The sequence below is a fragment of the Streptomyces sp. NPDC042638 genome (assembly GCF_040647235.1).
In the GTDB taxonomy this organism is placed as follows: domain Bacteria; phylum Actinomycetota; class Actinomycetes; order Streptomycetales; family Streptomycetaceae; genus Streptomyces; species Streptomyces rameus.
On sequence record NZ_JBEZBT010000023.1, the window covers coordinates 45743 to 67087 of the forward strand.

Annotated in this window: 19 protein-coding genes and 3 pseudogenes; 10 read left to right on the forward strand and 12 right to left on the reverse strand. The window is 73.8% G+C overall.

What is annotated here, in order from left to right; all coding sequences use genetic code 11:
* Positions 1–184: 184 nt before the first annotated feature.
* Positions 185–886 (reverse strand): GntR family transcriptional regulator, encoded by a 702-nt coding sequence (locus tag AB0B40_RS19960; protein WP_345056387.1) that lies wholly within the window; start codon positions 884–886, stop codon positions 185–187.
* Positions 887–1013: 127 nt separating this feature from the next.
* On the opposite strand from AB0B40_RS19960, the gene AB0B40_RS19965 reads away from it, so the two are divergent.
* From AB0B40_RS19965 to AB0B40_RS19975, 3 genes and pseudogenes are all read left to right on the forward strand, one after another.
* On the forward strand, positions 1014–2336 hold the full coding sequence (locus tag AB0B40_RS19965) for an MFS transporter (protein WP_345056388.1): 1323 nt from the start codon (positions 1014–1016) through the stop codon (positions 2334–2336).
* A gap of 5 nt (positions 2337–2341) precedes the next feature.
* On the forward strand, positions 2342–3172 hold the full coding sequence (locus AB0B40_RS19970; protein ID WP_345056503.1) for a putative hydro-lyase: 831 nt from the start codon (positions 2342–2344) through the stop codon (positions 3170–3172).
* A 65-nt stretch (positions 3173–3237) separates the two neighbouring features.
* Positions 3238–3336 (forward strand): annotated as a pseudogene (locus tag AB0B40_RS19975) (allophanate hydrolase subunit 2 family protein); the annotation flags it as partial.
* A gap of 215 nt (positions 3337–3551) precedes the next feature.
* Here AB0B40_RS19975 and AB0B40_RS19980 read toward each other — a convergent pair.
* From AB0B40_RS19980 to AB0B40_RS20000, 5 genes and pseudogenes are all read right to left on the reverse strand, one after another.
* Positions 3552–4376, reverse strand: a pseudogene (locus tag AB0B40_RS19980) (SGNH/GDSL hydrolase family protein); the annotation flags it as partial.
* Positions 4373–5548, reverse strand: a complete 1176-nt coding sequence (locus AB0B40_RS19985) for a glycosyltransferase (RefSeq protein WP_345056390.1) — start codon at positions 5546–5548, stop codon at positions 4373–4375. The gene AB0B40_RS19985 and the pseudogene AB0B40_RS19980, both read right to left, overlap by 4 nt.
* The gene (locus tag AB0B40_RS19990; protein ID WP_345056392.1) at positions 5545–6672 is read right to left on the reverse strand and encodes a glycosyltransferase family 1 protein; all 1128 of its coding nucleotides are present in this window, start codon (positions 6670–6672) and stop codon (positions 5545–5547) included. Before AB0B40_RS19990 ends, AB0B40_RS19985 begins: the two co-directional genes overlap by 4 nt.
* Positions 6673–6949: 277 nt before the next feature.
* On the reverse strand, positions 6950–8368 hold the full coding sequence (locus tag AB0B40_RS19995) for a HEAT repeat domain-containing protein (RefSeq protein ID WP_345056394.1): 1419 nt from the start codon (positions 8366–8368) through the stop codon (positions 6950–6952).
* 300 nt (positions 8369–8668) lie between these two features.
* Positions 8669–9061 (reverse strand): ankyrin repeat domain-containing protein, encoded by a 393-nt coding sequence (locus AB0B40_RS20000; protein ID WP_201825269.1) that lies wholly within the window; start codon positions 9059–9061, stop codon positions 8669–8671.
* 319 nt (positions 9062–9380) lie between these two features.
* On the opposite strand from AB0B40_RS20000, the gene AB0B40_RS20005 reads away from it, so the two are divergent.
* The gene (locus tag AB0B40_RS20005; RefSeq protein WP_345056397.1) at positions 9381–9575 is read left to right on the forward strand and encodes a hypothetical protein; all 195 of its coding nucleotides are present in this window, start codon (positions 9381–9383) and stop codon (positions 9573–9575) included.
* Positions 9576–9615: 40 nt separating this feature from the next.
* On the forward strand, positions 9616–11235 hold the full coding sequence (locus AB0B40_RS20010) for a hypothetical protein (protein WP_362264774.1): 1620 nt from the start codon (positions 9616–9618) through the stop codon (positions 11233–11235).
* Positions 11236–11565: 330 nt separating this feature from the next.
* Here AB0B40_RS20010 and AB0B40_RS20015 read toward each other — a convergent pair whose 3' ends face one another.
* Complete coding sequence (locus AB0B40_RS20015; protein ID WP_345056401.1) at positions 11566–13074, reverse strand: PLP-dependent aminotransferase family protein; 1509 nt, start codon at positions 13072–13074, stop codon at positions 11566–11568.
* 101 nt (positions 13075–13175) lie between these two features.
* On the opposite strand from AB0B40_RS20015, the gene AB0B40_RS20020 reads away from it, so the two are divergent.
* The 4 genes and pseudogenes from AB0B40_RS20020 (at position 13176) to AB0B40_RS20035 (ending at position 15369) form a co-directional block, all read left to right on the forward strand.
* A complete protein-coding gene (locus tag AB0B40_RS20020) occupies positions 13176–13847 on the forward strand; it encodes a hypothetical protein (protein ID WP_345056403.1) in 672 nt (223 codons plus the stop codon).
* Complete coding sequence (locus AB0B40_RS20025; protein WP_362264776.1) at positions 13844–14620, forward strand: glycerophosphodiester phosphodiesterase; 777 nt, start codon at positions 13844–13846, stop codon at positions 14618–14620. The genes AB0B40_RS20020 and AB0B40_RS20025 overlap by 4 nt, the downstream gene beginning before the upstream one ends.
* A gap of 12 nt (positions 14621–14632) precedes the next feature.
* Positions 14633–14824: pseudogene (locus AB0B40_RS20030) on the forward strand (MFS transporter); the annotation flags it as partial.
* 170 nt (positions 14825–14994) lie between these two features.
* On the forward strand, positions 14995–15369 hold the full coding sequence (locus AB0B40_RS20035) for an RNA polymerase-binding protein RbpA (protein ID WP_003977404.1): 375 nt from the start codon (positions 14995–14997) through the stop codon (positions 15367–15369).
* Positions 15370–15488: 119 nt separating this feature from the next.
* Here the strand turns inward: AB0B40_RS20035 and fxsA are convergent, their stop codons facing one another.
* The 4 genes from fxsA to AB0B40_RS20055 all read right to left on the reverse strand — a co-directional run bounded on the left by fxsA (position 15489) and on the right by AB0B40_RS20055 (position 19562).
* Positions 15489–16040 carry an FxsA family membrane protein gene (gene fxsA, locus AB0B40_RS20040; RefSeq protein WP_345056407.1) on the reverse strand — a complete coding sequence of 184 codons (552 nt, stop codon included), beginning with the start codon at positions 16038–16040 and terminating at the stop codon, positions 15489–15491.
* 61 nt (positions 16041–16101) lie between these two features.
* Entirely contained in the window at positions 16102–16896 is a 795-nt protein-coding gene (locus AB0B40_RS20045; RefSeq protein ID WP_362264778.1) for a polyprenol monophosphomannose synthase, read from the reverse strand.
* A gap of 559 nt (positions 16897–17455) precedes the next feature.
* A complete protein-coding gene (locus tag AB0B40_RS20050) occupies positions 17456–19069 on the reverse strand; it encodes an amidohydrolase (protein WP_362264780.1) in 1614 nt (537 codons plus the stop codon).
* Positions 19070–19121: 52 nt separating this feature from the next.
* Entirely contained in the window at positions 19122–19562 is a 441-nt protein-coding gene (locus AB0B40_RS20055) for an Lrp/AsnC family transcriptional regulator (RefSeq protein WP_132853528.1), read from the reverse strand.
* Positions 19563–19798: 236 nt separating this feature from the next.
* On the opposite strand from AB0B40_RS20055, the gene AB0B40_RS20060 reads away from it, so the two are divergent.
* Entirely contained in the window at positions 19799–20233 is a 435-nt protein-coding gene (locus AB0B40_RS20060; protein WP_345056415.1) for a hypothetical protein, read from the forward strand.
* Positions 20234–20239: 6 nt separating this feature from the next.
* Here the strand turns inward: AB0B40_RS20060 and AB0B40_RS20065 are convergent, their stop codons facing one another.
* Entirely contained in the window at positions 20240–21337 is a 1098-nt protein-coding gene (locus AB0B40_RS20065) for a phosphotransferase family protein (RefSeq protein ID WP_362264782.1), read from the reverse strand.
* Positions 21338–21345: the final 8 nt, after the last annotated feature.

Here is a 21345-nt window from a genome sequence, read left to right on the forward strand (position 1 = left end):
GTACGGAGGGCCGGGCACGGTGGGGCGCCGTCCCGGGTACGGAGGGCCGGGCACGGTGGGGAGCCGTCCCGGGTACGGAGGGCCGGGCACGGTGGGGCGCCGTCCCGGGTACGGAGGGCCGGGCACGGTGGGGCGCCGTCCCGGGTACGGGCCCGTGGCCGGCCGCGCGTCTTCCCGGTGCCCGCTAGGGGGCGCTGTCCTCGCCGACCCGGCGGCGGTAGACCTCCACCACCCGCTCCAGGGAGTCCGCGAGATAGGTCTCCAGGGCCCGCGCCGCGCCACGCCGGTCGCCGGCCTGCAGTGTGCGCAGGATCTCGCGGTTGCGGGCGAGGTACGGCTCGTGCAGCCGGCGCGGGTCGTCCACGACGTGGAAGGCGAGCCGCAGCTCGGCGAAGACGCTGCGCATGAGCTCGTCGGTGCGCTCGCTGCCGGCGAGGGCGACGAGTTCCCGGTGGAAGTGGATGTTGGCGGTACCCATCGCTTTCCAGTCACTGTCGACGGCGGCCTGCTCGCCCTCGGCGACCGCCGCGGCCAGTTGCCGGAGCGGGTACGGCGGCTCGCCCAGACCGCGGACGACGGCGCACTCGACGAGGGAGCGCGTGCGGTAGATGTCCTCGACGTCCTCGACGGTCAGGACCCGTACGAACACCCCGCGGTTCAGCTCGTGGACGAGCAGGCGCTCGTGGGTGAGCAGCCGGAACGCCTCGCGCAGGGTGTTGCGGGAGACGCCGAGCGCCCCGCCGATGCTGTCCTCCGACAGCCGGGTGCCGGGCGGGAAGTAGCCCTCGGAGATGCGGCTCCTGAGGATGTCCGAAACCCGCTCAGCGGTGCTGGTGCGGCCCAGAAGGGCACGGTCGCCGGCCAGTCCCGTCAGCTGCTCTGCCATGCCCGGAATTCAATCGCAGACAGCAGGACGAAACAACATGGGTATTGAAGGATCGTTGAACGATCCCCTACGGTGCTCCGCACGGCTCACTTCTCCGCACCCTCCGTCCCCCTTCTGCGAGGTGCCCATGAGCACGACTCCACCGCCTCCGTCCGCGCCCTCCACCGGCGTACGGCCGGCGCGAGGCGAACGCTCCGCCGAGGACGGCGCGTTCGGCTGGCTGCACGCCCTCGGCCCGCGCGGACGGCGGGCGTTCGCCGGAGCCTTCGGCGGATACGCGCTGGATTCCTACGACTACTTCACTCTGCCGCTGAGCATGGTGGCGCTGGCGGCGTACTTCCGCCTCGACAGCGGCCAGACCGGCCTGTTCACCACCGTCACGCTGGTGGTCTCGGCGGTCGGCGGCGCCGCGGCCGGCGTGGTCGCGGACCGGGTCGGCCGGGTCCGGGCGCTGATGATCACCGTGATCACGTACGCCGTCTTCACCGTCGCCTGCGGCTTCGCGCCCACCTACGAGACCCTGCTGGTCTTCCGCGCCCTCCAGGGCCTCGGCTTCGGCGGCGAGTGGGCGGTCGGCGCGATCCTGGTCGCCGAGTACACGAGCGCACGCCACCGGGGCCGTACGCTCGGCGCGGTCCAGAGTTCCTGGGCGGCCGGCTGGGCACTGGCGGCGGTCGTCTACACGCTGGTGTTCTCCTTCGCCGGGGACGACCTGGCCTGGCGGGTGATGTTCTGGACGGGCGCACTGCCGGCGCTGTTCGTGGTGTGGCTGCGCCGCCGGGTGCACGACGCCCCCACGGCCACGGCGGCCCGTGAACAGGATCCGCGGCGCGGCTCGTTCACGGCGATCTTCCGGCCGGCCCGGGACGGCGCCCCGGGCCTGCTGCGCACCACGCTCTTCGCGAGCCTGCTGTCCACGGGCGTGCAGGGCGGTTACTACACCCTGGCGACCTGGGTGCCGACGTACCTGAAGTCCGAGCGCGGCCTGTCGGTCGTCGGCACCGGCGGCTATCTGACCTTCCTGATCTCCGGCGCCTTCCTCGGCTACCTGACCGGCGGCCATCTCACCGACCGGCTCGGCCGGCGCAACAACATCTGGCTGTTCGCGCTGCTGTCAGCGCTGTGCATCCTGGCGTACGCGAACATCCCGCACGGCGCCGACACCCTGCTGCTGGTGCTCGGCTTCCCCCTCGGCTTCTGCATGTCGGCCATCTTCAGCGGCTTCGGCTCCTACCTCAGCGAGCTGTACCCGACGGCGGTGCGCGGCACGGGGCAGGGGTTCACGTACAACACCGGGCGCGCGGTGGGCGCGGTGTTCCCGACCGTGGTGGGCTTCCTCGCGGACAGCTGGGGGGTCGGCGGCGCGCTGGTCTTCGGCGCGATCGGCTACGGCCTCGCCGCGCTCGCCCTGCTCGGGCTGCCGGAGACGCGCGGGAAGGAGCTGGCATGACCCGGGTGGACCGTACCGAGGACCGTCCCGTCACCACGGTCGACGCCCACGCGCACGCGTGGAGCCCGGAAACCGCGCGGGCCCGTTTCCGCGCGGGCCTGGCCGGTCCCACCGCTGGGGTCGCGGCGGGCCACACGCAGGCCAACCTGATCGCCGTGCCCGCGGACTGGGCCTACGACATGCTGCTGTTCTGCCAGCGCAACCCCAAGCCCTGTCCCGTGCTCGACGTCACGGACGCCGGCTCCACGGCGACCGTTCTCGCCGAGGGCGCCGACCTGCGCACCGACCTGCCGCGCTACCGCGTGTGGCGCGACGGCGAGTTGGTGGACGAGCCCACGGACGTGCGCGCGTACTGGCGGGACGACCTGGTGTCGTTCCTGCTCGGCTGCAGCTTCACCTTCGAGTGGGCGCTGGCCCGGGCGGGCGTGCCGATCCGCCACGTCGAGCAGGGCCGGAACGTGCCGATGTACGTGACCGGCCGGCCCTGCCGGGAGGCGGGCCGGCTGCGCGGGCCGATGGTGGTGTCCATGCGGTTCGTGCCGCCCGAGCACCTGGGTGCCGCGATCCGGGAGAGCAGCCTGTTGCCGGCCGTGCACGGCGGCCCGGTGCACTGCGGAGACCCCGCGGCCCTCGGCATCGAGGACCTCGGCCGCCCGGACTTCGGCGACCCGGTGACCGCCGCCGACGGCGACATCCCGGTGTTCTGGGCCTGCGGGGTGACCCCGCAGGCGGCCGTGATGGCCTCCCGGCCGCCGTTCGCGATCACGCACGCACCGGGCCGGATGTTCCTGACCGACGCCCGCGACGAGCAGTACCGGCTGACCGGCGTCGAGTGAGGTCGGTCGGCCCTTGAGCCCGCACGGGAACAGGAGACACGAGAACACCAGGGTGACCCCGCTGCTACCCGGTGGTCGCGGTGGTCCGCGCCGTCGGCCTGCCGGCCGCGGCGCAGGTGTCGCCCGGCACCCCGGTCCGGTCCTGGCCGGTACGGCGCCGCTGAGCCATGACGGCCTCGACGGCTCCCTCCGGCAGGTCCACGCCCTCGCCGGTGCGGCGGGGCTGCGCCGGAACGGCGTCGAGCCCCGCCGGAACCACCGCCTGCTCGCCGATGCGGTCCAGCCGAACCGGAGCGGCCTCCTCCGGCAGGGGCGCCCGCCCGTCGGCGCGGCCCCGCCGGACCGGAGCGGCCTCGGCGGTGTCGCCCAGGGACGTCGGCAGGGCCGCGAGGGCCGCGGAGACCGCCGCCGACGCGCGCAGGTCGAGACGGGCGCTGGTGCCCCGGGCGCGGTGCCGCAGTTCGTCGGCGGCCAGGCGCAGCAGCTGCGGCAGCAGGTCGTTGCAGCGCCGTACCACCCAGCCGGTCCCCGCCGTGGCCAGCCACCACAGGCTCGCCGTACGGGTCGGGGCGGGCAGCTCCGGCTCGGGCGAGGGCGGCCGTCCGGTGGCCCGGCCCGCTTCGGCGAGCATCGTGTGGTAGCGGGCGGCGAGCTGCCGGTGGCCGCGCTCGCCCGGGTGCAGCCGGTCCGCGCTCCACAGGGTGCGGTCGGTGACCCAGACCCCGTCCGCCGCGTGCAGGTGCACGGCGCCGTAGCGGTCCGACAGGGCGTGCACGACCTCGTTGACCGCCCGCTGGCGGCGGGCCAGCGGACGCGCGAGGGCGTCCGGCAGGCCGAGCATCGCGCCCGGGTCGGGCAGGCAGGCGGTGAGCAGGGTGGCGCCCTGGCGGGCGAAGGCCGCGTACACCTCGTCGAGGTTGGCGGCCACGGCGTGGATGTCGAAGGTGCTGCGCAGGGTGTCGTTGACGCCGATGACCACGGACACCAGGTCGGGGCGCAGCTCCAGGGCGGCCGGCGTCTGCCGTTCCCGCACGTCCCGGGTCTGTGCCCCGCTGACCGCGAGGTTGGTGAACCGTACGTGCTCGCTGTCCTCGGCGAGGGAGGCCGCCAGCAGCGCGGCCCAGCCCCGCCAGCCCGTGCCGTGCGGGTCGCCCACGCCCTCGGTCAGCGAGTCCCCGACGGCGACGAAACGCACGGCTCTCATGCCGCGGCCTCCGGCACGGCGGGACGGGAGCCGGTGCGCCGCAGGACCTCGGCGTCGTGGGCCGCCAGGAAGGCCTCCACGGCCGTTCCCCACCCGAAGCACTCCGCACGCGCGCGTGCCGCGTCCCGCCGCTCGGGTTCGGCGCGGTCCAGGAGCCGTTCCACGGCGTCAGCGAACGCGCCTGCGGTGCCGGCCGCGGTGGCCCCGGCGGAGCCGATGACCTCGGGCAGCGCGGACGAGGCGCTCGCCACCACGGGTGTGCCGCACGCCATGGCCTCCAGCGCGGCCAGTCCGAAGGTCTCCGCGGGCCCGGGCGCGAGGCACACGTCGGCGGACGCCTGCAGGGCGCCGAGTACGGCCCGGTCGGAGACATGCCCCAGGAAGGTGACCGGGAGCCCGCGGTCCCGCGCGCGCTGCTCCAGCCGGGCCCGCAGCGGCCCGTCCCCGGCGACCACGAGCACCGCCCGCCGCCCGCGGCGCAGCAGCGATTCCAGGGCGTCCAGGGCCGTGCCGGGTCGCTTCTCGACCGACAGCCGGGAGGCCATCACGAGCAGCGCCTCATCCGCGCGCGCGTGGTGGGCACGCAGCCCGGCGTCGCGCAGGGCGGGGTGGCGCTCCATCAGGTCGACGCCCAGCGGGGCGCGTACGACGTTGCGCGCGCCGATGCGGACGAACTCGCGCTCGGCGAACTCGGTGGTGCACACCACCCGTGAGTAGACGTGCGCGGTCCGGGTGTTGAGGGAGTCGGCCGCGCGCCGGGCGAGCTGCTCGGGCAGGCCCCAGGTGCGCAGTACGCCGTCGGCGGTCTCGTGGGAGACCATCACGGCGGGCACGCGCGCGCGGCGGGCCCAGCGGCCGGTCCAGCGCAGGGTGGTCCGGTCGGAGACCTCCAGGCGGTCCGGGGCCAGCTCCTCCAGGAGGGCGGCCACGCGCCGCTTGTCGGTGAGGACGCGGTAGCCGCCGGTGCCGGGCAGCAGCGGGCCGGGCAGGGTGATGACGCGGCCCTGCTCGGTGTCGCGGTCGGTGTGCCGTTCGCCGGGCACGACCAGGACCGGGTCGTGCCCCGCGGCCCGGAAGCCCTTGCCGAGTTCGCGCAGGGCGGTGCGCAGGCCGCCGGAGGAGGGGGCGACGAAGTTGGCGAGGCGGACTATGCGCAGGGACTGGCCGGTCATGCCGCCACCGCCGTCTTCCGTGTCACGAGCACGTCGTCGTAGTGGGCGATCAGCTGATCGCCCACGGCGGCCCAGGTGCGGCCCTCGACCATGGCGCGGGCGGCGGCGCCGTACGCGGCACGCCGCCCGGGATCGGCGGCCAGGGCCCGGACGGCCTCCTGGACGGCGGTGGCGTCACCCGGCGGGACGAGCAGGCCGGTGCGGCCGTGGGCGACCAGGTCGAGCGGGCCGCCGGCGGCCGGCGCGACGACCGGGACACCGCTGGCCATGGCCTCCTGGACGGTCTGGCAGAAGGTCTCGAAGGGGCCGGTGTGCGCGAACACGTCCAGCGAGGCGAAGATCCGGGCCAGCTCACCGCCGGTACGGCGGCCCAGGAGGACGGCGCCGGGCAGCGCCTCGGCCAGGTGCGCCTGGCTGGGTCCGTCGCCCACGACCACGACCCGCACGCCGGGCAGCCCGCACACTCCGGAGAGGAGTTCGACGTGCTTCTCGGGAGCGAGCCGGCCGACGTAGCCGACGAGGAGTTCGCCGTTGGGGGCGAGTTCGCGGCGAAGTGCCTCATCCCGGCGGTCTGGCCGAAAACGTACGGTGTCCACGCCCCGCGGCCACAGCCGTACCCGGGGCACGCCGTGCGTCTCCAGATCGGCCTGGGCGGCGCTGGACGGGGCGAGGGTGCGGTCGGCGGCGGCGTGCACGGAGCGGATACGGCGCCAGGCGGCGGCCTCTCCGGCGCCCATGTAGGTACGGGCGTAGCCGGCCAGGTCGGTCTGGTAGACGGCGACGGCGGGGACACCGAGCCGGGCTGCGGCGGCCATGCCGCGGACGCCGAGGACGAAGGGACTGGCCAGGTGGATCACGTCGGGGCGGTGCGCGACGAGGGCGGCGGCGAGGCGTCGGCTGGGCAGGGCGACGCGGACCTGGGGGTAGCCGGGGAGCGGGAGGGAGGGGACCCGGACGACGGGGCACGGGGCATCCGTGTCCGGGCCGCTGCCGGGTGCGGGGGCGGGGGCGACGACGAGCGGGTGGTGACCGCGATCTACGAGGTGCCGGGCGGTCTGGAGCGCGCAGTGGGCCACGCCGTTCACATCGGGGGGAAAGGATTCGGTCACGATGACGACACGCATACGGGTGTTGTCGCCGCGCAGGACGTGCCCGCGTCGACTTCGATCTTTCCGCGCGGGGAACGTCCCATGAGCGTTGGACTGCGCACCCGAGCAGGCCAGGCTGCCGTCATGACCGCCTGACCTGCGGGTCACCCGGTGTTCATACGCCGGGCCGTCGTCCGCCCGGACCGGATGCGCGAGCGGGGGCCGGCCGGCACGGGGCACGGCCGACGCACGACGCGGCCGAGGGACCTGTCCGGACACGGACGCTCCGGGGCGCCCCGGGTCACCGCGTGGCTCAGCCGAGCGTCGCGTCGGGGCCGAAGCGGCTGCGTACCGCCGTCTGCACCTCGTCCTCCTCGGCCGGGTCGGCGGCCAGGCGGCGCAGGCGCTCCACGACCCGGGTGTCACCGGTCTCGGCGTGCCGGGCGGCGACCTCACGGGTGGTCTCCTCGCAGTCCCACAGGCATTCGACGGCGAAGCCGGCGGCGAAGGAGGGATCGGTGGCGGCCAGCGCGCGGGCGGCCCGGCCGCGGAGATGGGAGGAGGCCGTCTCACGGTAGATGTGGCGCAGGACGGGGGCCGCGCAGGCGATGCCGAGGCGTCCGGCTCCGTCGACGAGGGTCCACAGGGTGGGCGCGTCCGGTCCCTCGCCGCGTACGGCTTCGCGGAGGGCGGCGAGGACGAGGTCGCGGTCCTTGACACCGCCCCGGCAGGCGAGCATGCGGCCGGCGGCGGCGCCGAGCGCGTCGGGGCGCTGGGCCCAGCCCCGGGCGCGGTCGACGGCGGCGACGCTGCGCATCCGTTCGAAGGCGTCCACGGCGGCCTCCACGACGGCCGCCGTTCCGTCGGCGACCGCGACCTCGATCAGCCCGAGGGCGTCGGGGTCGTTGCCGTCCGCGAGGTAACGCAGGGCGGTGCAGCGGGCGCCGTCGATGCCGTTCCTGGCGGCCTGGAGGATCTCCGGCCGGTCCTCGGGGCCGGCCACGGCGACCAGGCAGCGGGCGGCGGGGACGTGGAGGGCGGCGCCGCGCTCCATGCCCTGCTGCGCCCACTCGAAGACGGCGCGGACGCTCCAGCCGGGGCGCGGGCCGGTGGGACGCAACTGCCTCTGCCAGCGGTCGAAACAGCCGGTCTCCTGGGCGGCACGCACACGCGTGGCGATCGATTCGCGCGCATCCTCGGCCCACAGCCGCCAGGGCCGGGGCTCGAAGGCGTCGCGTACGGCGGTGGCCAGTTCGGCCTCGCCCTCGGGGTCCGTGGCGAAGCGGGCCAGGACGGGGGCGGCGAGGGCACGCAGGCCCGCGTCGTCGTCCCGCAGGGCCAGTTCGTCCAGTGCCCACGCCCAGTTGGAGCCGTGGGCGGCGTACCTGCGCAGCAGCAGGAGGGCGTCCCGCCTGCCGTAGGAGGCGAGGTGTCCGAGGACGGCCAGGGCCAGACCGGTGCGGGACTCGTCGGTGTGGACGACGTCCTCCGGGTCGAAGAGGTGCGCCTCGATGGCGTCCAGCCCGCCGTTCAGGTCGAGGTAGAGCCGGGCGTAGTACAGGGAGCGGTTCTCCACCTGCCAGTCGTGGCGGGGATCGCGCAGCACACAGTGGTTCAGGGCCGTGAGCGCTTCGGCGCGCGGGGCGGTGAGCGCGTGCAGCGTGCCGTCGCCACGGCCGCGCTGGAGCAGGCCCAGCAGCGTACCGCTGGGCGCTATGACCGGATCGAACATGGGAAACAGCCTCACATCAAGCGTCGACGCAACCGGGAAACACGCATTACCTGGCCGCGTGACACAACGTCGGAGCGCCCGCCGTCTCTTGCTTGCTGTAGACCATTTCTCTCTGCCTCTCGTCGGTGGCCCATGCGGACCGCTTCACGGCCCGCGCGGTGCGGCAACACCTGCCCGGCCATCGCGTCCGTGAATCACGTCGTCATGATGACCCGCGCGGTGTGCTGCCGCGACCGTATTTCCGGCGGCCCTTTACCGCCTCCCCCGTTTTCTGTGTCTTAGCTGGTCAGGACACTTCGTTCAGTGTGCGCCGAACAGTTCGAGCAGTTCCGTCTTGGCGAACATCCGGGCCGTGTCGACGGCCGACGGCGTGCCCGCGGAAGGGTCGGCTCCGCCTTCCAGGAGAGCCTTGATCACGTCCGTCTCGCCCTTGAACACGGCACCCGCGAGCGGGGTCTGGCCACGGTCGTTGATCTGGTCCGCCGCCGCGCCGCGGGCGAGCAGCGCACGCACCGCGTCGGCGTGACCGTGGTAGGCGGCGAGCATCACCAGGGAGTCGCCGCGGTCGTTGGTGAGGTTGGCCGGAACACCCGCGTCGACGTACGCCACGAGCGCCTCGGTCTGCCCCTGCCGGGCCAGATCGAAGATCTTGGTCGCCAGCTCCACGACCTCGGGGTCGGGGGCTTCACTCATCGGCCGGACCGCCTCTCCTTGCGCCTTCGGGAACCGCTCGGGGACTGAGCGAGCGTACGGCAGCGAGCGGAACGCGGCCGTACGAGTGAATCGCCAGGGTACTGGCTCGCGCGGCACATGACCCGATGTGCCCGAGGTAAAGATCAGCGACAGGCCCTGGTGACAGTAAAAGACCTGGTCAACCGGCCGTTGACCGGCTCCGCCAACTGGGGGAAATACGCCGTTTTTCACCCGGTTGCACCTTTAATCGTATGGATACATCCTGTGATCCTGGAAGAACTCATGGTGACTGTCCCCTCTCGACACCAGGAGACCCGAAATGATCCTCTCCCTGTCAGGCGTCCTGCTGCTCGGCATCGTCGTCTTCCTCTTCTTCCGGAAGGACGGGCTGAAGGGCTCGCACGCATGCACCTCGGCGCTGTTCGGCTTCTACCTCGCCAGCACGGGGATCGCCCCCAGCATCAAGGCAGGCGGCGAGAGCCTGGCCAGCCTCCTCGGCGGCATCAAGTTCTGACGCCGCCCGTCCCGTCCGCACGCACCACCAGGAGACAGCAGTGGCCCGGCGCCCTCTCCCCCGCATCCTGAGCAAGGACAGCGCCCAGATCGCCCGGATGCAGATCGCCCGGAGCAGGGAGCTGGCCCGGACGGCGGCGGACAGCGCCACCGACGTCCTTCACCCGCTGATCACCGTCACGCGGGGGCTGCGCCTGCTGGCCTCGGCCGGCCGGCGCAGATGGGCGGAGACGCCCAAGGACAGACGCGGGCCGCTGCTGTTCCTGGTGGCGTCCGTGCTCCTGGTCGTGGCCCTGGTGCCGTACGGGCCGCTGCTCGCCGTCATCACCGTGATGGCGGCGGCGGCCTGGCAGGGCCGCGACCGCACCCCCTCGGCCTCCGAGGGACCCGACGAGGCCCAGAGCGAGCGGCTCCAGGCGCTGTACGAGGCCCTGGTGCCGTACTTCTCCGGCCCCGAGGACCCGGCGCCGCTGTACGCGCACGGCGGGGAGTGGGAGAAGGGGTTCGTCGCGCACGAGTTCGACGACGCCGGGCGCGTCGGCCACCTCGTGATCCGCTACCCCGCCTATTTCCCGGACGGCGAGCCCGCGGCCCGCGCGCGGATCGAGCAGTTGCTCACCGCGAAGGCCGGTCGCAGCCGTGAGTACCACTTCGCGTGGGACGAGGCGGGCAACCAGCTCACCGTCACCGTCCTCGCCCCGCTGCCCGCCGATGTCCCCGCCCAGCGCTTCGTCACCGCACCCGGTGAGACCGTCCTCGGCTACACCGACCCCAGCGAGGTCCAGCGCACGCTCCCCCTCTCCTACGGAGAGGAACAGATCGACGTCCCGCCGGTCGTCTGGCGCACCGGCATCCGCTCCACCGAGCCGCACCTGCTGGCCATGGGGCATCCCGGCAGCGGCACGTCCACGCTGCTGCGCTCCATCGCCCTGCAGGCCCTGCAGTACGGCGATGTGCTCGTCGTCGACGGCGGCGGCACCGGCGAGTACGCCTGCCTGACCGGCCGGGAGGGCGTACTGGCCGTCGAGTGCGCCCTCGCCGGGGCACTGGCCAGCCTGGAGTGGGCCGCGCAGGAGACCGAGCGGCGGCTGATCGCGATCAACCTGGCCCGGCAGGCGGGCGACCCGCCGCCCGCGGACACCCGGCGCCCGCTGTGGCTCCTGGTGGACCGGCCGGGCGTCTTCGCGCACCTCGCGGCGGCGGACGGCCGCAAGGACCCACAGGCCCTGCTCCAGGTGCCGTTGCGGCACGGACGCGCGGCCAACGTGACCGTGGTCGTGGCCGAGCAGTTCGACAGCGTGGACGCGCTCAGCGACGCGGTTCGGCAGCACACACGCGCGCGCGTGGTGCTGGGAGCGGCGGCGCCCCAGCAGGTGGAGACGGTGCTCGGGGTACCGCCGCACACCACGCCACCGGCGCACCTGCCGCCCGGGCGGGGGTACGCCCGACTGGGCTCCGGCCCGGTGCACCGGCTCCAGGTGCCGCGCACGCCCGATCCCTACGACGACGCCACGAGCGACGCCGACCGGCAGGCGGTGCTGGAGTTGCTGCCCCCACGGACGAACGCCCCGGCGGCCGAGCCGGCGGAACTGACGGATCTCACGAAGCCGCCCACCGAGAAGACACCGGTGCCGGCGGAGGCCGTAGCGGCCGAGGGCTAGCCGGGCATCCTGCGCCGGGCCGGGCCAAGGCGGCGGATCCGGCCGGTCCGGCCGGTCCGGCAGAGCCGACGGACCCGACACGGGCGGGGCACGGGACGCAGGCGACGGAAGCGAGAAAGGCAGCCGAGCCAGGGCGGATCTCAAGGACGCCGCCCACCGAGAAGACACCGGTGCCCGCCGGGAAGGCCGGAGCGGCCGGAGGTCAGCCGGGTGTCCCGCGCCCGGGCCGGGGCCGAGGCGGGGGGCTCTGTCCGGCCCGGCCCCGGCCCAGGCGGGGCGCCTCCCACCGGACGCCGGGCGCCACCGCGGATACCCACTCCCCGGCCCCGGCTACGCCACGAACGTCCGCGGAGACTCCCCCGCCCCCGTCGCCCCCGACTCCACCAGCCGGGCCGCGGCGGCGAGCCGAGCCGCCGCTTCGTCCGCCACCGCTCCCCCGACGGTGAACGGAAGCCGTACGTACCCCTCGAACGCGCCGTCGACGCCGAAACGGGGGCCGGACGGCACACGGACCCCGACTCGCTCACCCGCCTCGGCGAGACGGGAGCCGGAGAGGCCGCCGGCGCGGACCCAGAGCGTCAGACCGCCCCGGGGCACCTCGAACTCCCACCCGGGCAGCTCCCGGCGGAGGGCGGCCACCAGGGCGTCACGGTTCTCACGGGCCTGCGCACGGCGCAGCTCCACGGCCTCCGCCCAGCCGCCCGTGCTGAAGAGCCAGTTCACGGCCAGCTGTTCCAGCACCGGAGTGCCCAGGTCGGCGTACGCCCGGGCGGCGACCAGGCTGCGGATGACGTCCGGGGCCGCACGCACCCAGCCGATGCGCATCCCCGCCCAGAACGCCTTGCTGGCCGAGCCGACCGTGATCACCGTGGAACCGGCCGGGTCGAAACCGCACACCGGGCGGGGCATCCCGCCGTCCCGGAAGTCCTCGTCGAGCCACAGCTCCGACATCGTCTCGTCGGCGACCAGCACCGTGCCCGCCGAGCGGGCCGCGTCCACCAGCCGGCGCCGCTGGTCCTCGTCGGCGAGCGCCCCGGTGGGGTTGTGGAAGTCGGCGACCACGTAGGCGATGCGCGGGGCGGCCTCGCGCAGGATCTGGCGCCAGCGGTCCATGTCCCAGCCGGACAGCCCCGCGGCCATCGCGACCGGGACCAGCCGGGCGCCCGCCTCGCGCATGAGCTGCAGGATGTTGGCGTAGGACGGGGACTCCACGGCGATCCGCTCGCCGCGGCCCGCGAAGAGGTGGCAGATCGCGTCGATGGCGCCCATCGCGCCGGTCGTCACCATGATCTGCTCCGGCATGGTGGGGATCCCGCGCGCGGTGTAGCGCTCGGCGATCATCGAGCGCAGGGCGGGCAGCCCGGCCGGGTAGTCGCCGTGCGTGTGGGCGTACGGCGGCAGCTCCTCCAGGGCGCCCTGCACGGCCCGGGTCAGCCACGGCTCGGGCGCCGGGAGCGAGGCACAGCCCAGGTCGATCACCGAGCCGAGGGCCTCCGGGGGCAGCGGTTCCAGGCCACGGGCCGGGACCGGGTTGCCGGCCGGCACGGCGGTCCAGCTGCCCGCTCCGCGCCGGGACTCCAGGAAGCCCTCGCCGCGCAGCGCCTCGTAGGCCGCCGCGACGGTGGTACGGCTGACGGAGACGGCCAGGGCCAGTTCGCGTTCCGCGGGAAGGCGGGCGGCCACCGGGACCCGGCCTTCCAGCACGAGCAGCCGGATGCCGTCGGCGAGGGCGCGATAGGCGGGGGGACGGCGGGTGCCGGGACCGGCCGGGCGGTCCTGCTGCGAGGTGAGGAGCCGGGCGAGCTGCGCGGCCCCCATTGCCGAGGTCCACTGCGCCATGAGATCAGTCCACCTTCCCCGAATTGGCCATGGAGAGCGATCGTTTCCAAGCCACAGAGTGTCATGTGTCAGGCCACCGCCACCACCCCGGGGGGTATCTCGTGTCCACTCCCAGCGCGTCCGCTTCCAGCCGCCGTCTCGGACGACGGCTGGTCCAGCTGGCTGCGGGACTCACTCTGTACGGTGCGAGTTCCGCGCTGCTCGTGGCGGCGGGGCTGGGGCTGGAGCCGTGGAACGTGCTCCACCAGGGACTCGCGGAGCTGACCGGGCTGAGCATCGGCGCCGTGTCGATCGTGGTGGGCGCGGCGGTGCTGCTCCTGTGGGTCCCCCTGCGCCAGCGGCCCGGGCTCGGCACGGTCTCCAACGTCTTCGTGGTCGGCCTCGCCATGGACGGCACGCTCGCGCTCCTGCCGGACGTCCGCTCCCTCACCCTGCGCGTTCCGCTCCTGCTGGCGGGGATCGTGCTGAACGGCATGGCGACCGGCCTGTACATCGCGGCGCGCTTCGGTCCGGGCCCGCGCGACGGCCTGATGACCGGACTGCACCGGCGCACCGGCCGCTCGGTCCGGCTGATGCGGACGGCGGTCGAGGTGGCCGTGGTGGTCACCGGGTTCGTCCTGGGCGGCACCATCGGGGTGGGCACCGTGCTGTACGCGGTGTCCATCGGCCCGCTGGCCCAGGTGTTCCTGCGGGTGTTCGCCGTGTCGCCGGCATCGGCGGGCAGCACGGTCGTTGCCGCCGCGACACCCGAGCGGGTCATACTGCGTCCGTGACCCTCACGAGACCGCCCCTGCGCCACCCCTACCTGGACCATCCCGGGCCGATCGCGTTCGCCCACCGGGGCGGGGCCGCAGACGGCCTGGAGAACACCGTGGCGCAGTTCCGGCGTGCGGTGGAGATGGGCTACCGGTACATCGAGACGGACGTGCACGCCTCGGCCGACGGCCGGCTGGTCGCCTTCCACGACGCGACGCTGGACCGGATCACCGACGGCACGGGCCGGATCGCCGACCTGCCGTGGGCGCAGATAGAGCACGCGCGCGTGGGCGGCCGGGAACCGGTGCCACTGTTCGAGGAGCTGCTGGAGACCTTCCCCGGGGTGCGCTGGAACGTCGACATCAAGGCGGAGCCCGCGCTGCGGCCCCTGCTCGACCTGATCGAGCGCACGGGCGCCTGGGACCAGGTCTGTGTGGGCTCCTTCTCCGAGGCGCGGGTGCTCCGCGCCCAGCGGCTGGCCGGGCCCCGGCTGGCCACCTCGTTCGGCACACGCGGGGTGCTGAACCTGCGGCTGCGCTCCTGGGGGCTGCCGGCCGCGGTACGCCGGTCGGCAGTGGCCGCGCAGGTACCCGAGGCCCAGTCTGGCGTGCCCGTGGTCGACCACCGTTTCGTCCGCGCCGCCCACGCGCGCGGGCTGCAGGTGCACGTGTGGACCATCAACGAACCCGAGCGGATGCACCGGCTCCTGGACCTCGGGGTCGATGGCATCATGACCGACCACATCGACATGCTGCGCAAGGTCATGGAGGACCGCGGCGTCTGGGTCTGATTACCCGGCCGCGTTCTCGGTTTCGTCCTGCTCGCGCGGGTACCGGTACGGCGTGCGACCGGCGAGGCGGGGAACCCCGTTCCCGAAGGGATCCAGCGCCGATTTAGCACTCGGCGTGAAAGGGCGGTAGTGTACGCGTTTGGCCTGCCAGGCGTACCGTTACTGCGCGTCAAAGATGCCGAAACGCTGGGTGACATCTGCTAGCAGATGTGACAAACCGGGCGCCTGTGGGTAGAACAAGGGGCGGCTACGACGGCGACGCATGACCCGGAACGGGACTCGGAACGGGAATCTTTACCGCCGACCGGACGTTGACCGGATGACGACGACAGCGACACCTGTCCTGTGGGCGACAAGCCCGGGAGGCACGATTCATGAGTGAGCGAGCTCTTCGCGGTACGCGCCTCGTGGTGACCAGCTACGAGACGGACCGCGGCATCGACCTGGCCCCGCGCCAGGCCGTGGAGTACGCATGTGAGAAGGGGCATCGCTTCGAGATGCCCTTCTCGGTCGAGGCGGAGATCCCGCCGGAGTGGGAGTGCAAGGTCTGCGGGGCCCAGGCACTTCTGGTGGACGGCGACGGCCCTGAGGAGAAGAAGGCCAAGCCCGCGCGTACCCATTGGGACATGCTGATGGAACGACGCACCCGTGAGGAACTCGAAGAGGTCCTCGAGGAGCGTCTGGCGGTTCTGCGCTCTGGGGCGATGAACATCGCGGTCCACCCCAGGGACAGCCGCAAGAGCGCGTAACGCGCACGACAGCACAAGTAACCGCGGGCGCCGTACGTGAAGACGTACGGCGCCCGCGGTTTCGTGCTGCCCGAGGCCCGCACCGCCGCCCGCCCGGGCGCCGCGGACGCAGCCCGGCCTCAGCGCGTGAGCGGAGGCCGCCGCTCCCCCGGCTCGGAGCGGTCCTCCCGGATGACCTCGCCCTGCACCACCTTGCCGTCGGGCCGGTGCATGCGGGCCTGCTGGAAGACCTCCCCGAAACTGCCCGGGGTGGCCTTGCGGAGCCTCTTCTCCAGCGCGTTCTCCGTGAAGCGGCTCACCGCCTTCTGGACCGGCGGGAGCAGCAGGAGCAGACCGGCCGCGTCCGAGACGAGGCCGGGGATCATCAGCAGCAGACCGCCGAGCATCGTCAGGCCGTTGCCGCCGCCGCGCGCCGGCGAGCCGCCCCGCTGCAGTGCCTCGTTCAGGTTCTGGAAGGCGCGGCGGCCCGCCCGCTTGATCACCACGGAGCCGGCCACGAGCCCCGCCACCAGCAGCAGGACCACGGTGAGGCCGCTCGCCGCCCCCGCGACCAGGGTCAGCAGCCAGATCTCCAGCACCAGCCACAGGGCGAGGCCCAGCGGCAGATACCTGCGCAGCCGGGAGCGCCGGCGGCGGGCGGTGTTCGGGGAGGTCGGAGCGCCAGTCGTCATGCTCCCAGTGTGCCTGGGCGCGGCTCAGCGCGGGATAAGCGTGCGATCAGCCCGGCAGGCCCTAGGCGTGCTTTTCCTTGCCGGTGATCTTGCCGATGCGGTCCCCGACGCCCCAGGCCGTGACCCGCCACAGCGCCTCGACGACGATGTCCCGGCTCATCTTGGAGTCGCCCAGCTCGCGCTCGACGAAGGTGATGGGGACCTCGACGACGTGGTAGCCGGCCTTCACCGCCCGGCGGGCCAGGTCGACCTGGAAGCAGTAGCCCTGGGAGGCGACCTCACCGAGGCCGAGGCCCTCCAGGGTCTCGCGGCGGAAGGCCCGGAAGCCGCCCGTCACGTCCCGGATCGGCACGTCGAGCATGAGCCGCGAGTAGGTGGAGCCGCCCCGCGAGAGGATCTCCCGGGACTTCGGCCAGTTCACCACCCGGCCGCCGGGCACCCAGCGGGAGCCGAGGACCAGGTCGGCGCCCTTGAGGGCGGTGAGCAGCCGGGGCAGTTCCTCGGGCTGGTGGGAGCCGTCGGCGTCCATCTCGACCAGCACGCCGTAGTCGCGCTCCAGGCCCCAGCGGAAGCCCGCCAGGTAGGCGGCCCCGAGGCCCTCCTTGCCCTTGCGGTGCAGCACCTGGATGTGGTCGTCCCCGACGGCCAGTTCGTCGGCGAGCTTGCCGGTGCCGTCCGGACTGTTGTCGTCCGCGATCAGTACGTGCGCTTCGGGGACGGCCCTGCGCACCCGGCCGACAATGGTCTTGATGTTCTCCGCCTCGTTGTAGGTCGGAATGATCACCAAGGCCGTGCCGAGCGGGCCGAACTGCCTCCCGTGAGACTTGGCCGCGAGGGTCCCGTCGCCGTCGTTCACTACTGCCCCTTCATGTCGTACTCAGGGGGTCCACCTTAGTGGCCGCGGCCTGGGAAGACGCGACATCGCGCGCAAATGGTGGTGTCGATTCGCGAAGAGCTGGGTAAGAATCGGCTTTTCCGGCCCGGTCCCGCCGGCCTCGGCCCCTCGGTACCACGACGGATGGGGGCCCGGCGCCCTTCGGGCCGACCTGGGACCCGCTGGCTGCGGATCGACCGAAAGCCGTTGTCTACTGAGCGCCCGGGCCCCACCCGGGTCACACCTGGCCGACCAGCTGGAGCGTTCCCTCGTCGGCGCGGGCGCTGAGCCTGGCTCCCAGTGACGGTGCCCCGGTTCGGCACACCGTCCCTGACCCAGCGGCGCTGCGACGAGCCGTCTGAATGCTCCACCGGTCGGGCGTCCGGTGGTGGACTCGGACGAACCTACCGGCCCCTGGCCGCCGACTGTCAACAGCCTCCTGATCTGGCAAGTCCTCGCCGCCGGCGCGGCACGCGCGGAGGATGCGCAGGTCGGGCGGCGGGGCCGCGGCGGCGCCCGGCCACCGCGCCACCCCGGGAGATCACTCGCCCGGCCGTACGAACACCGTCCGTCCGCCCACCACGGTCCGCAGGCAGACCGGCAGGTCACGGCCCGGGGAGAGGTCGGGCAGGCCGGGGGTGCCCGAGCGCGGGTCGGTGGACCAGCGGGCCACCCGGTCGTCGGGCGCCTGCACGACCAGCTCGTCCGTGCGCCAGACGGCGTAGTCGGCGGGCGCACCCGGGACGAGGACACCGGCGTCGTCCCGGCCGACGGCCCGCCAGCCGCCGCGGGTGTGCGCGGTGAAGGCGGCGCGGACCGAGATCCGGTGCTCGGCCGTGCGGTGGAAGGCGGCGGCCCGGACGGTGCCCCAGGGGTCGAGCGGGGTGACCGGGCTGTCGGAACCGAACGCGAGCGGTACGCCGGCGCGCAGCAGCGCGGCGTACGGGTTGAGGGTACGGGCCCGCTCGGCGCCCAGCCGCCGGGCGTACATGCCGTCCTCGCCGCCCCACAGCGCGTCGAAGGCGGGCTGGACGGAGGCGATCAGGCCCAGCTCGGCGAAGCCGGCGACGGTCTCGGGGGTGAGCATCTCGGCGTGCTCGACGCGGTGCCGGGCGGCGCGGATCCGGGCCGGGCCCGCCTTGTCGGCGGCGGTGCGCACGCCCTCGACCACGGCGGCCACGGCCGCGTCCCCGATGGCGTGGAAGCCGGCCTGGAGGCCCGCCTCGGTGCAGGCCAGCACATGGGCGGCGACGGCGTCGGCGTCCAGGTAGGCGGTGCCGGTGTGGGCGGCGTCGGCGTACGGCTCGTGCAGGCAGGCGGTGTGCGAGCCGAGGGCGCCGTCGGCGAAGAGGTCGCCCGCGGCACCGGCCGCGCCCAGCTCGCGGGCCTTCGCCACACCGTCGTCCCCCTGTTCGGCCCAGTACCCGACGACGCGGGGGCCGGGCACCTCGGCGGCGAGCCGCAGCAGGGCGGTGAAGTCGTCCTCGGAGGAGATCTGCGGGCCGCCGCACTCGTGCAGGGTGCCGATGCCGAGGGAGGCGGCGTGCGCCAGGGCGGTGCGCTGGGCCTCGGCGCGCTGTGCGGGGGTGACGGCGGCGAGGGCGGCCTCGCGGACGACGTGGTGGTCCTCCCGGGTGAGCGGGACGTCCTCGCGGGTGACGTCGCCGGGGACCAGGTCCAGCAGGGCCGTGGTGACGACCGCGGAGTGCACGTCGATGCGGGACAGGTACAGCGGGCGTCCGCCGGTGGCCGCGTCCAGCTCCGCGCGGGTCGGCGGCCGGCCGCCGGGCCAGCGGGCGGCGTCCCAGCCGTGGCCGAGCAGCACCCGGTCACCGGGGCGGGCGGCGGCGAACTCGCGGATCCGCGCGAGGGCCGCCTCCAGGGAGGGGGCGCCGGACAGGTCGAGGCCGGTCAGGGCCAGGCCCGTGGCGGTGGTGTGCACATGGGCGTCGGTGAAGGCCGGGGTGACCAGGGCGCCGTCGAGGTCGACCACCTCGTCCACGCCGTCGGCGAAGGCGTCGGCGGCGCCCTCGGAGCCGACCCAGGCGACCTGGCCGCGTTCCACCACCATCGCGGTGGCGAAGGGGTCTGCGGGGCTGTGCACCTCCCCGCGGCGCAGCAGGACGGTCTGGGGCTCGGCGGACTGCTCACTCATGAGGCACAGTCTCTCGCGTGCGCGGGGCACGCCGGGCACCGGGGCGGCCGGTTCAGATCTTCGGAGGGCGCGCCTCGTACGGGGTGGACAGCACCACGGTGGTGCGGGTGGAGACGCCGGCCAGCGAGCGCACCCGGGCCAGCAGTTCCTCCAGTTCGTGCGGGGTGGCCACACGTACCTTGAGGATGTAGTTCTCGTCGCCGGCCACGCTGTGGCACGCCTCGATCTCGGGGACCCCGGCGAGGCGGTCCGCGATGTCGTCGGGGGCGCTGGGGTCGAACGGCTTGACCGAGATGAAGGCGGTCATCGGCAGCCCGACGGCCTCGGGGTCGACCACCGCGGCATAGCCGCGGATGACGCCACGCTGCTCCAGCCGGCGCACCCGCTGGTGCACGGCCGACGTGGACAGGCCCGTGGCCTTGCCCAGGTCTGTGTAGCTCATCCGCCCGTCCTTGACGAGCAGCTGCACGATCTGTCGGTCCAGCTCCTCCATGCCGCCAAAACCTACAGTGCGCTTGATCTCCTCGGATACCTGAGAGGCGCAGGTCATTCCCCGTCCGGCGGAAAACGGCGTCGGGGAGGGCACCTGGACGGGGCGTGTGACGAACGCCACACGACTCGGACAGGCTCCGTGATGTGTTCGTGATTACCTCCGGGAGCGGACGGGAAGTGCTTGCTGTGGTCGTGGCCGCAGTGCCTTTCACGGCCCAGCCTTAGGGGGAGAAATCCATGCAGAGTGCCCATCGCCCTGGTCGATCCGCGTCCGCACGGCAGCAGCCGGTCGCCGAGCCCGAGCCGGAGGGCGTCGAACGCGACGCTCTCGACGACGAACTGGACGCCTACGACACCTTCGAGATGTACCGGGTGATCTGCCCGGACTGCGCGCAGCCGATCGCGTTGCTGGCGGACGAGGAGTTCCTGCCGGAGCACGCGCTGTGCGCCTCGCCGTGGAACCCGTTCGGGCTCACGGTGTGCGCGGGTACGGGCCGTTCGGCGGCCGACGCCCGCCCGGCGGACGAGTCCGCCGAGCCGCAGGAGCAGGACACGGCGCTGCTGCTGACGCTCCCCCAGGGTCTGAACTGGCGGACGCAGCCCTTCTCACACGCCGGCGGCCCGGGCTCGCGCCCGATGCGCGTGCCGGTGATGCGCCGCCAGGCCGCCTGAGCCGCCTCACCCCACCCAGTAGGTGCCCTGCACCATGGCGCGCAGGCTGTCGTGGTGCAGGATCAGCGTGTCCGGGTCGGCCGGGACGGCGACCTCCCCGAAGTACGCCTGCCGGTAGGCGATGCGCAGCATGACGATCGCGTGCCGCAGGGCGGCGTACAGGGTGTAGAAGTCCATGTCCCGCGGGGTGTGGCCGGTCAGGCGCGCATAGCGGGCCTCGACGCGGTCGCGGCGCAGGAAGCCGGGCAGTCCCCGCTGCCCGGAGCCGGCCGTGAGGTCCTGGAAGAAGCGGTGCAGGTACACCGTCCAGCCGAGGTCCACCTCGCGCGGGGCGAGCGCCGCCATCTCCCAGTCCAGCACGGCGACGGGCTCGAAGCCGTCGTAGACGACGTTTCCGATGCGCGCGTCCCCCCAGGTGAGAACGGGCGCGCCGGGGTCGCGCGGCCACAGCCGCTCGAGCCGGTCGAACGCGGCCTCGATGAGCGGTGAGCGGGCGAGGCCTTCGATCACCCAGGCGTAGTAGGCGCGTTGGGCCGTCACATGCCGGCGCAGCGCGTCTCCCCGGCCCGGCAGGGCCAGGAACTCCGCCTCCGGGAGCGGGGCCTGGTCGTGCAGCCGGGCCAGCAGGCCGACCGTGGCCGCTTCCAGGCGCTCACGTTCGGCGTCGCTCGCCGCGTGCAGCCAACTGCCCTCGTAGGTGTACGGCATGACGTCCGGCGGAACGCGGCCGGCGATGCGTTCCATGACGAAGAACGGCGCCCCGAGCGGGCCCGGGTCCTCCTCCAGCCACAGCACCCGGGGCACGGGCACGTCCGTCCGCTCGGAGACGAGCTTCAGGGTGCGGTACTGGCGGCCCATGTCGTACACCGGGAACACGGTGTAGGCCGCGGGGTCCGCCGCCAGCCGCAGCACACAGGAGGGGACGGGCGCTTCGGGGTGGTCGATGTCGAACAGCAGGGTCTCGCTGGACATGCCGTTGGAGGCCGGTACGGTGACGCCGGCCGCCCTGGCGCCGGGCAGCCGGGTGGCGAGCCAGGCGGTGAGGCGGCGGGTCAGCTCCTCGGGGTCCCGGGTGCTGGTGCGGGGACGCGGTGCCGTGGTCATCCCGTCTC

Bases quoted from the DNA above. Each gene is read 5' to 3' on its own strand.
- AB0B40_RS19960 (WP_345056387.1), bottom strand. From the start codon at position 886: ATGGCAGAGCAGCTGACGGGACTGGCCGGCGACCGTGCCCTTCTGGGC.
- AB0B40_RS19965 (WP_345056388.1), top strand. From the start codon at position 1,014: ATGAGCACGACTCCACCGCCTCCGTCCGCGCCCTCCACCGGCGTACGG.
- AB0B40_RS19985 (WP_345056390.1), bottom strand. From the start codon at position 5,548: ATGACCGGCCAGTCCCTGCGCATAGTCCGCCTCGCCAACTTCGTCGCC.
- AB0B40_RS19990 (WP_345056392.1), bottom strand. From the start codon at position 6,672: ATGCGTGTCGTCATCGTGACCGAATCCTTTCCCCCCGATGTGAACGGC.
- AB0B40_RS19995 (WP_345056394.1), bottom strand. From the start codon at position 8,368: ATGTTCGATCCGGTCATAGCGCCCAGCGGTACGCTGCTGGGCCTGCTC.
- AB0B40_RS20000 (WP_201825269.1), bottom strand. From the start codon at position 9,061: ATGAGTGAAGCCCCCGACCCCGAGGTCGTGGAGCTGGCGACCAAGATC.
- AB0B40_RS20005 (WP_345056397.1), top strand. From the start codon at position 9,381: ATGATCCTCTCCCTGTCAGGCGTCCTGCTGCTCGGCATCGTCGTCTTC.
- AB0B40_RS20015 (WP_345056401.1), bottom strand. From the start codon at position 13,074: ATGGCGCAGTGGACCTCGGCAATGGGGGCCGCGCAGCTCGCCCGGCTC.
- AB0B40_RS20035 (WP_003977404.1), top strand. From the start codon at position 14,995: ATGAGTGAGCGAGCTCTTCGCGGTACGCGCCTCGTGGTGACCAGCTAC.
- fxsA (WP_345056407.1), bottom strand. From the start codon at position 16,040: ATGACGACTGGCGCTCCGACCTCCCCGAACACCGCCCGCCGCCGGCGC.
- AB0B40_RS20050 (WP_362264780.1), bottom strand. From the start codon at position 19,069: ATGAGTGAGCAGTCCGCCGAGCCCCAGACCGTCCTGCTGCGCCGCGGG.
- AB0B40_RS20055 (WP_132853528.1), bottom strand. From the start codon at position 19,562: ATGGAGGAGCTGGACCGACAGATCGTGCAGCTGCTCGTCAAGGACGGG.
- AB0B40_RS20060 (WP_345056415.1), top strand. From the start codon at position 19,799: ATGCAGAGTGCCCATCGCCCTGGTCGATCCGCGTCCGCACGGCAGCAG.
- AB0B40_RS20065 (WP_362264782.1), bottom strand. From the start codon at position 21,337: ATGACCACGGCACCGCGTCCCCGCACCAGCACCCGGGACCCCGAGGAG.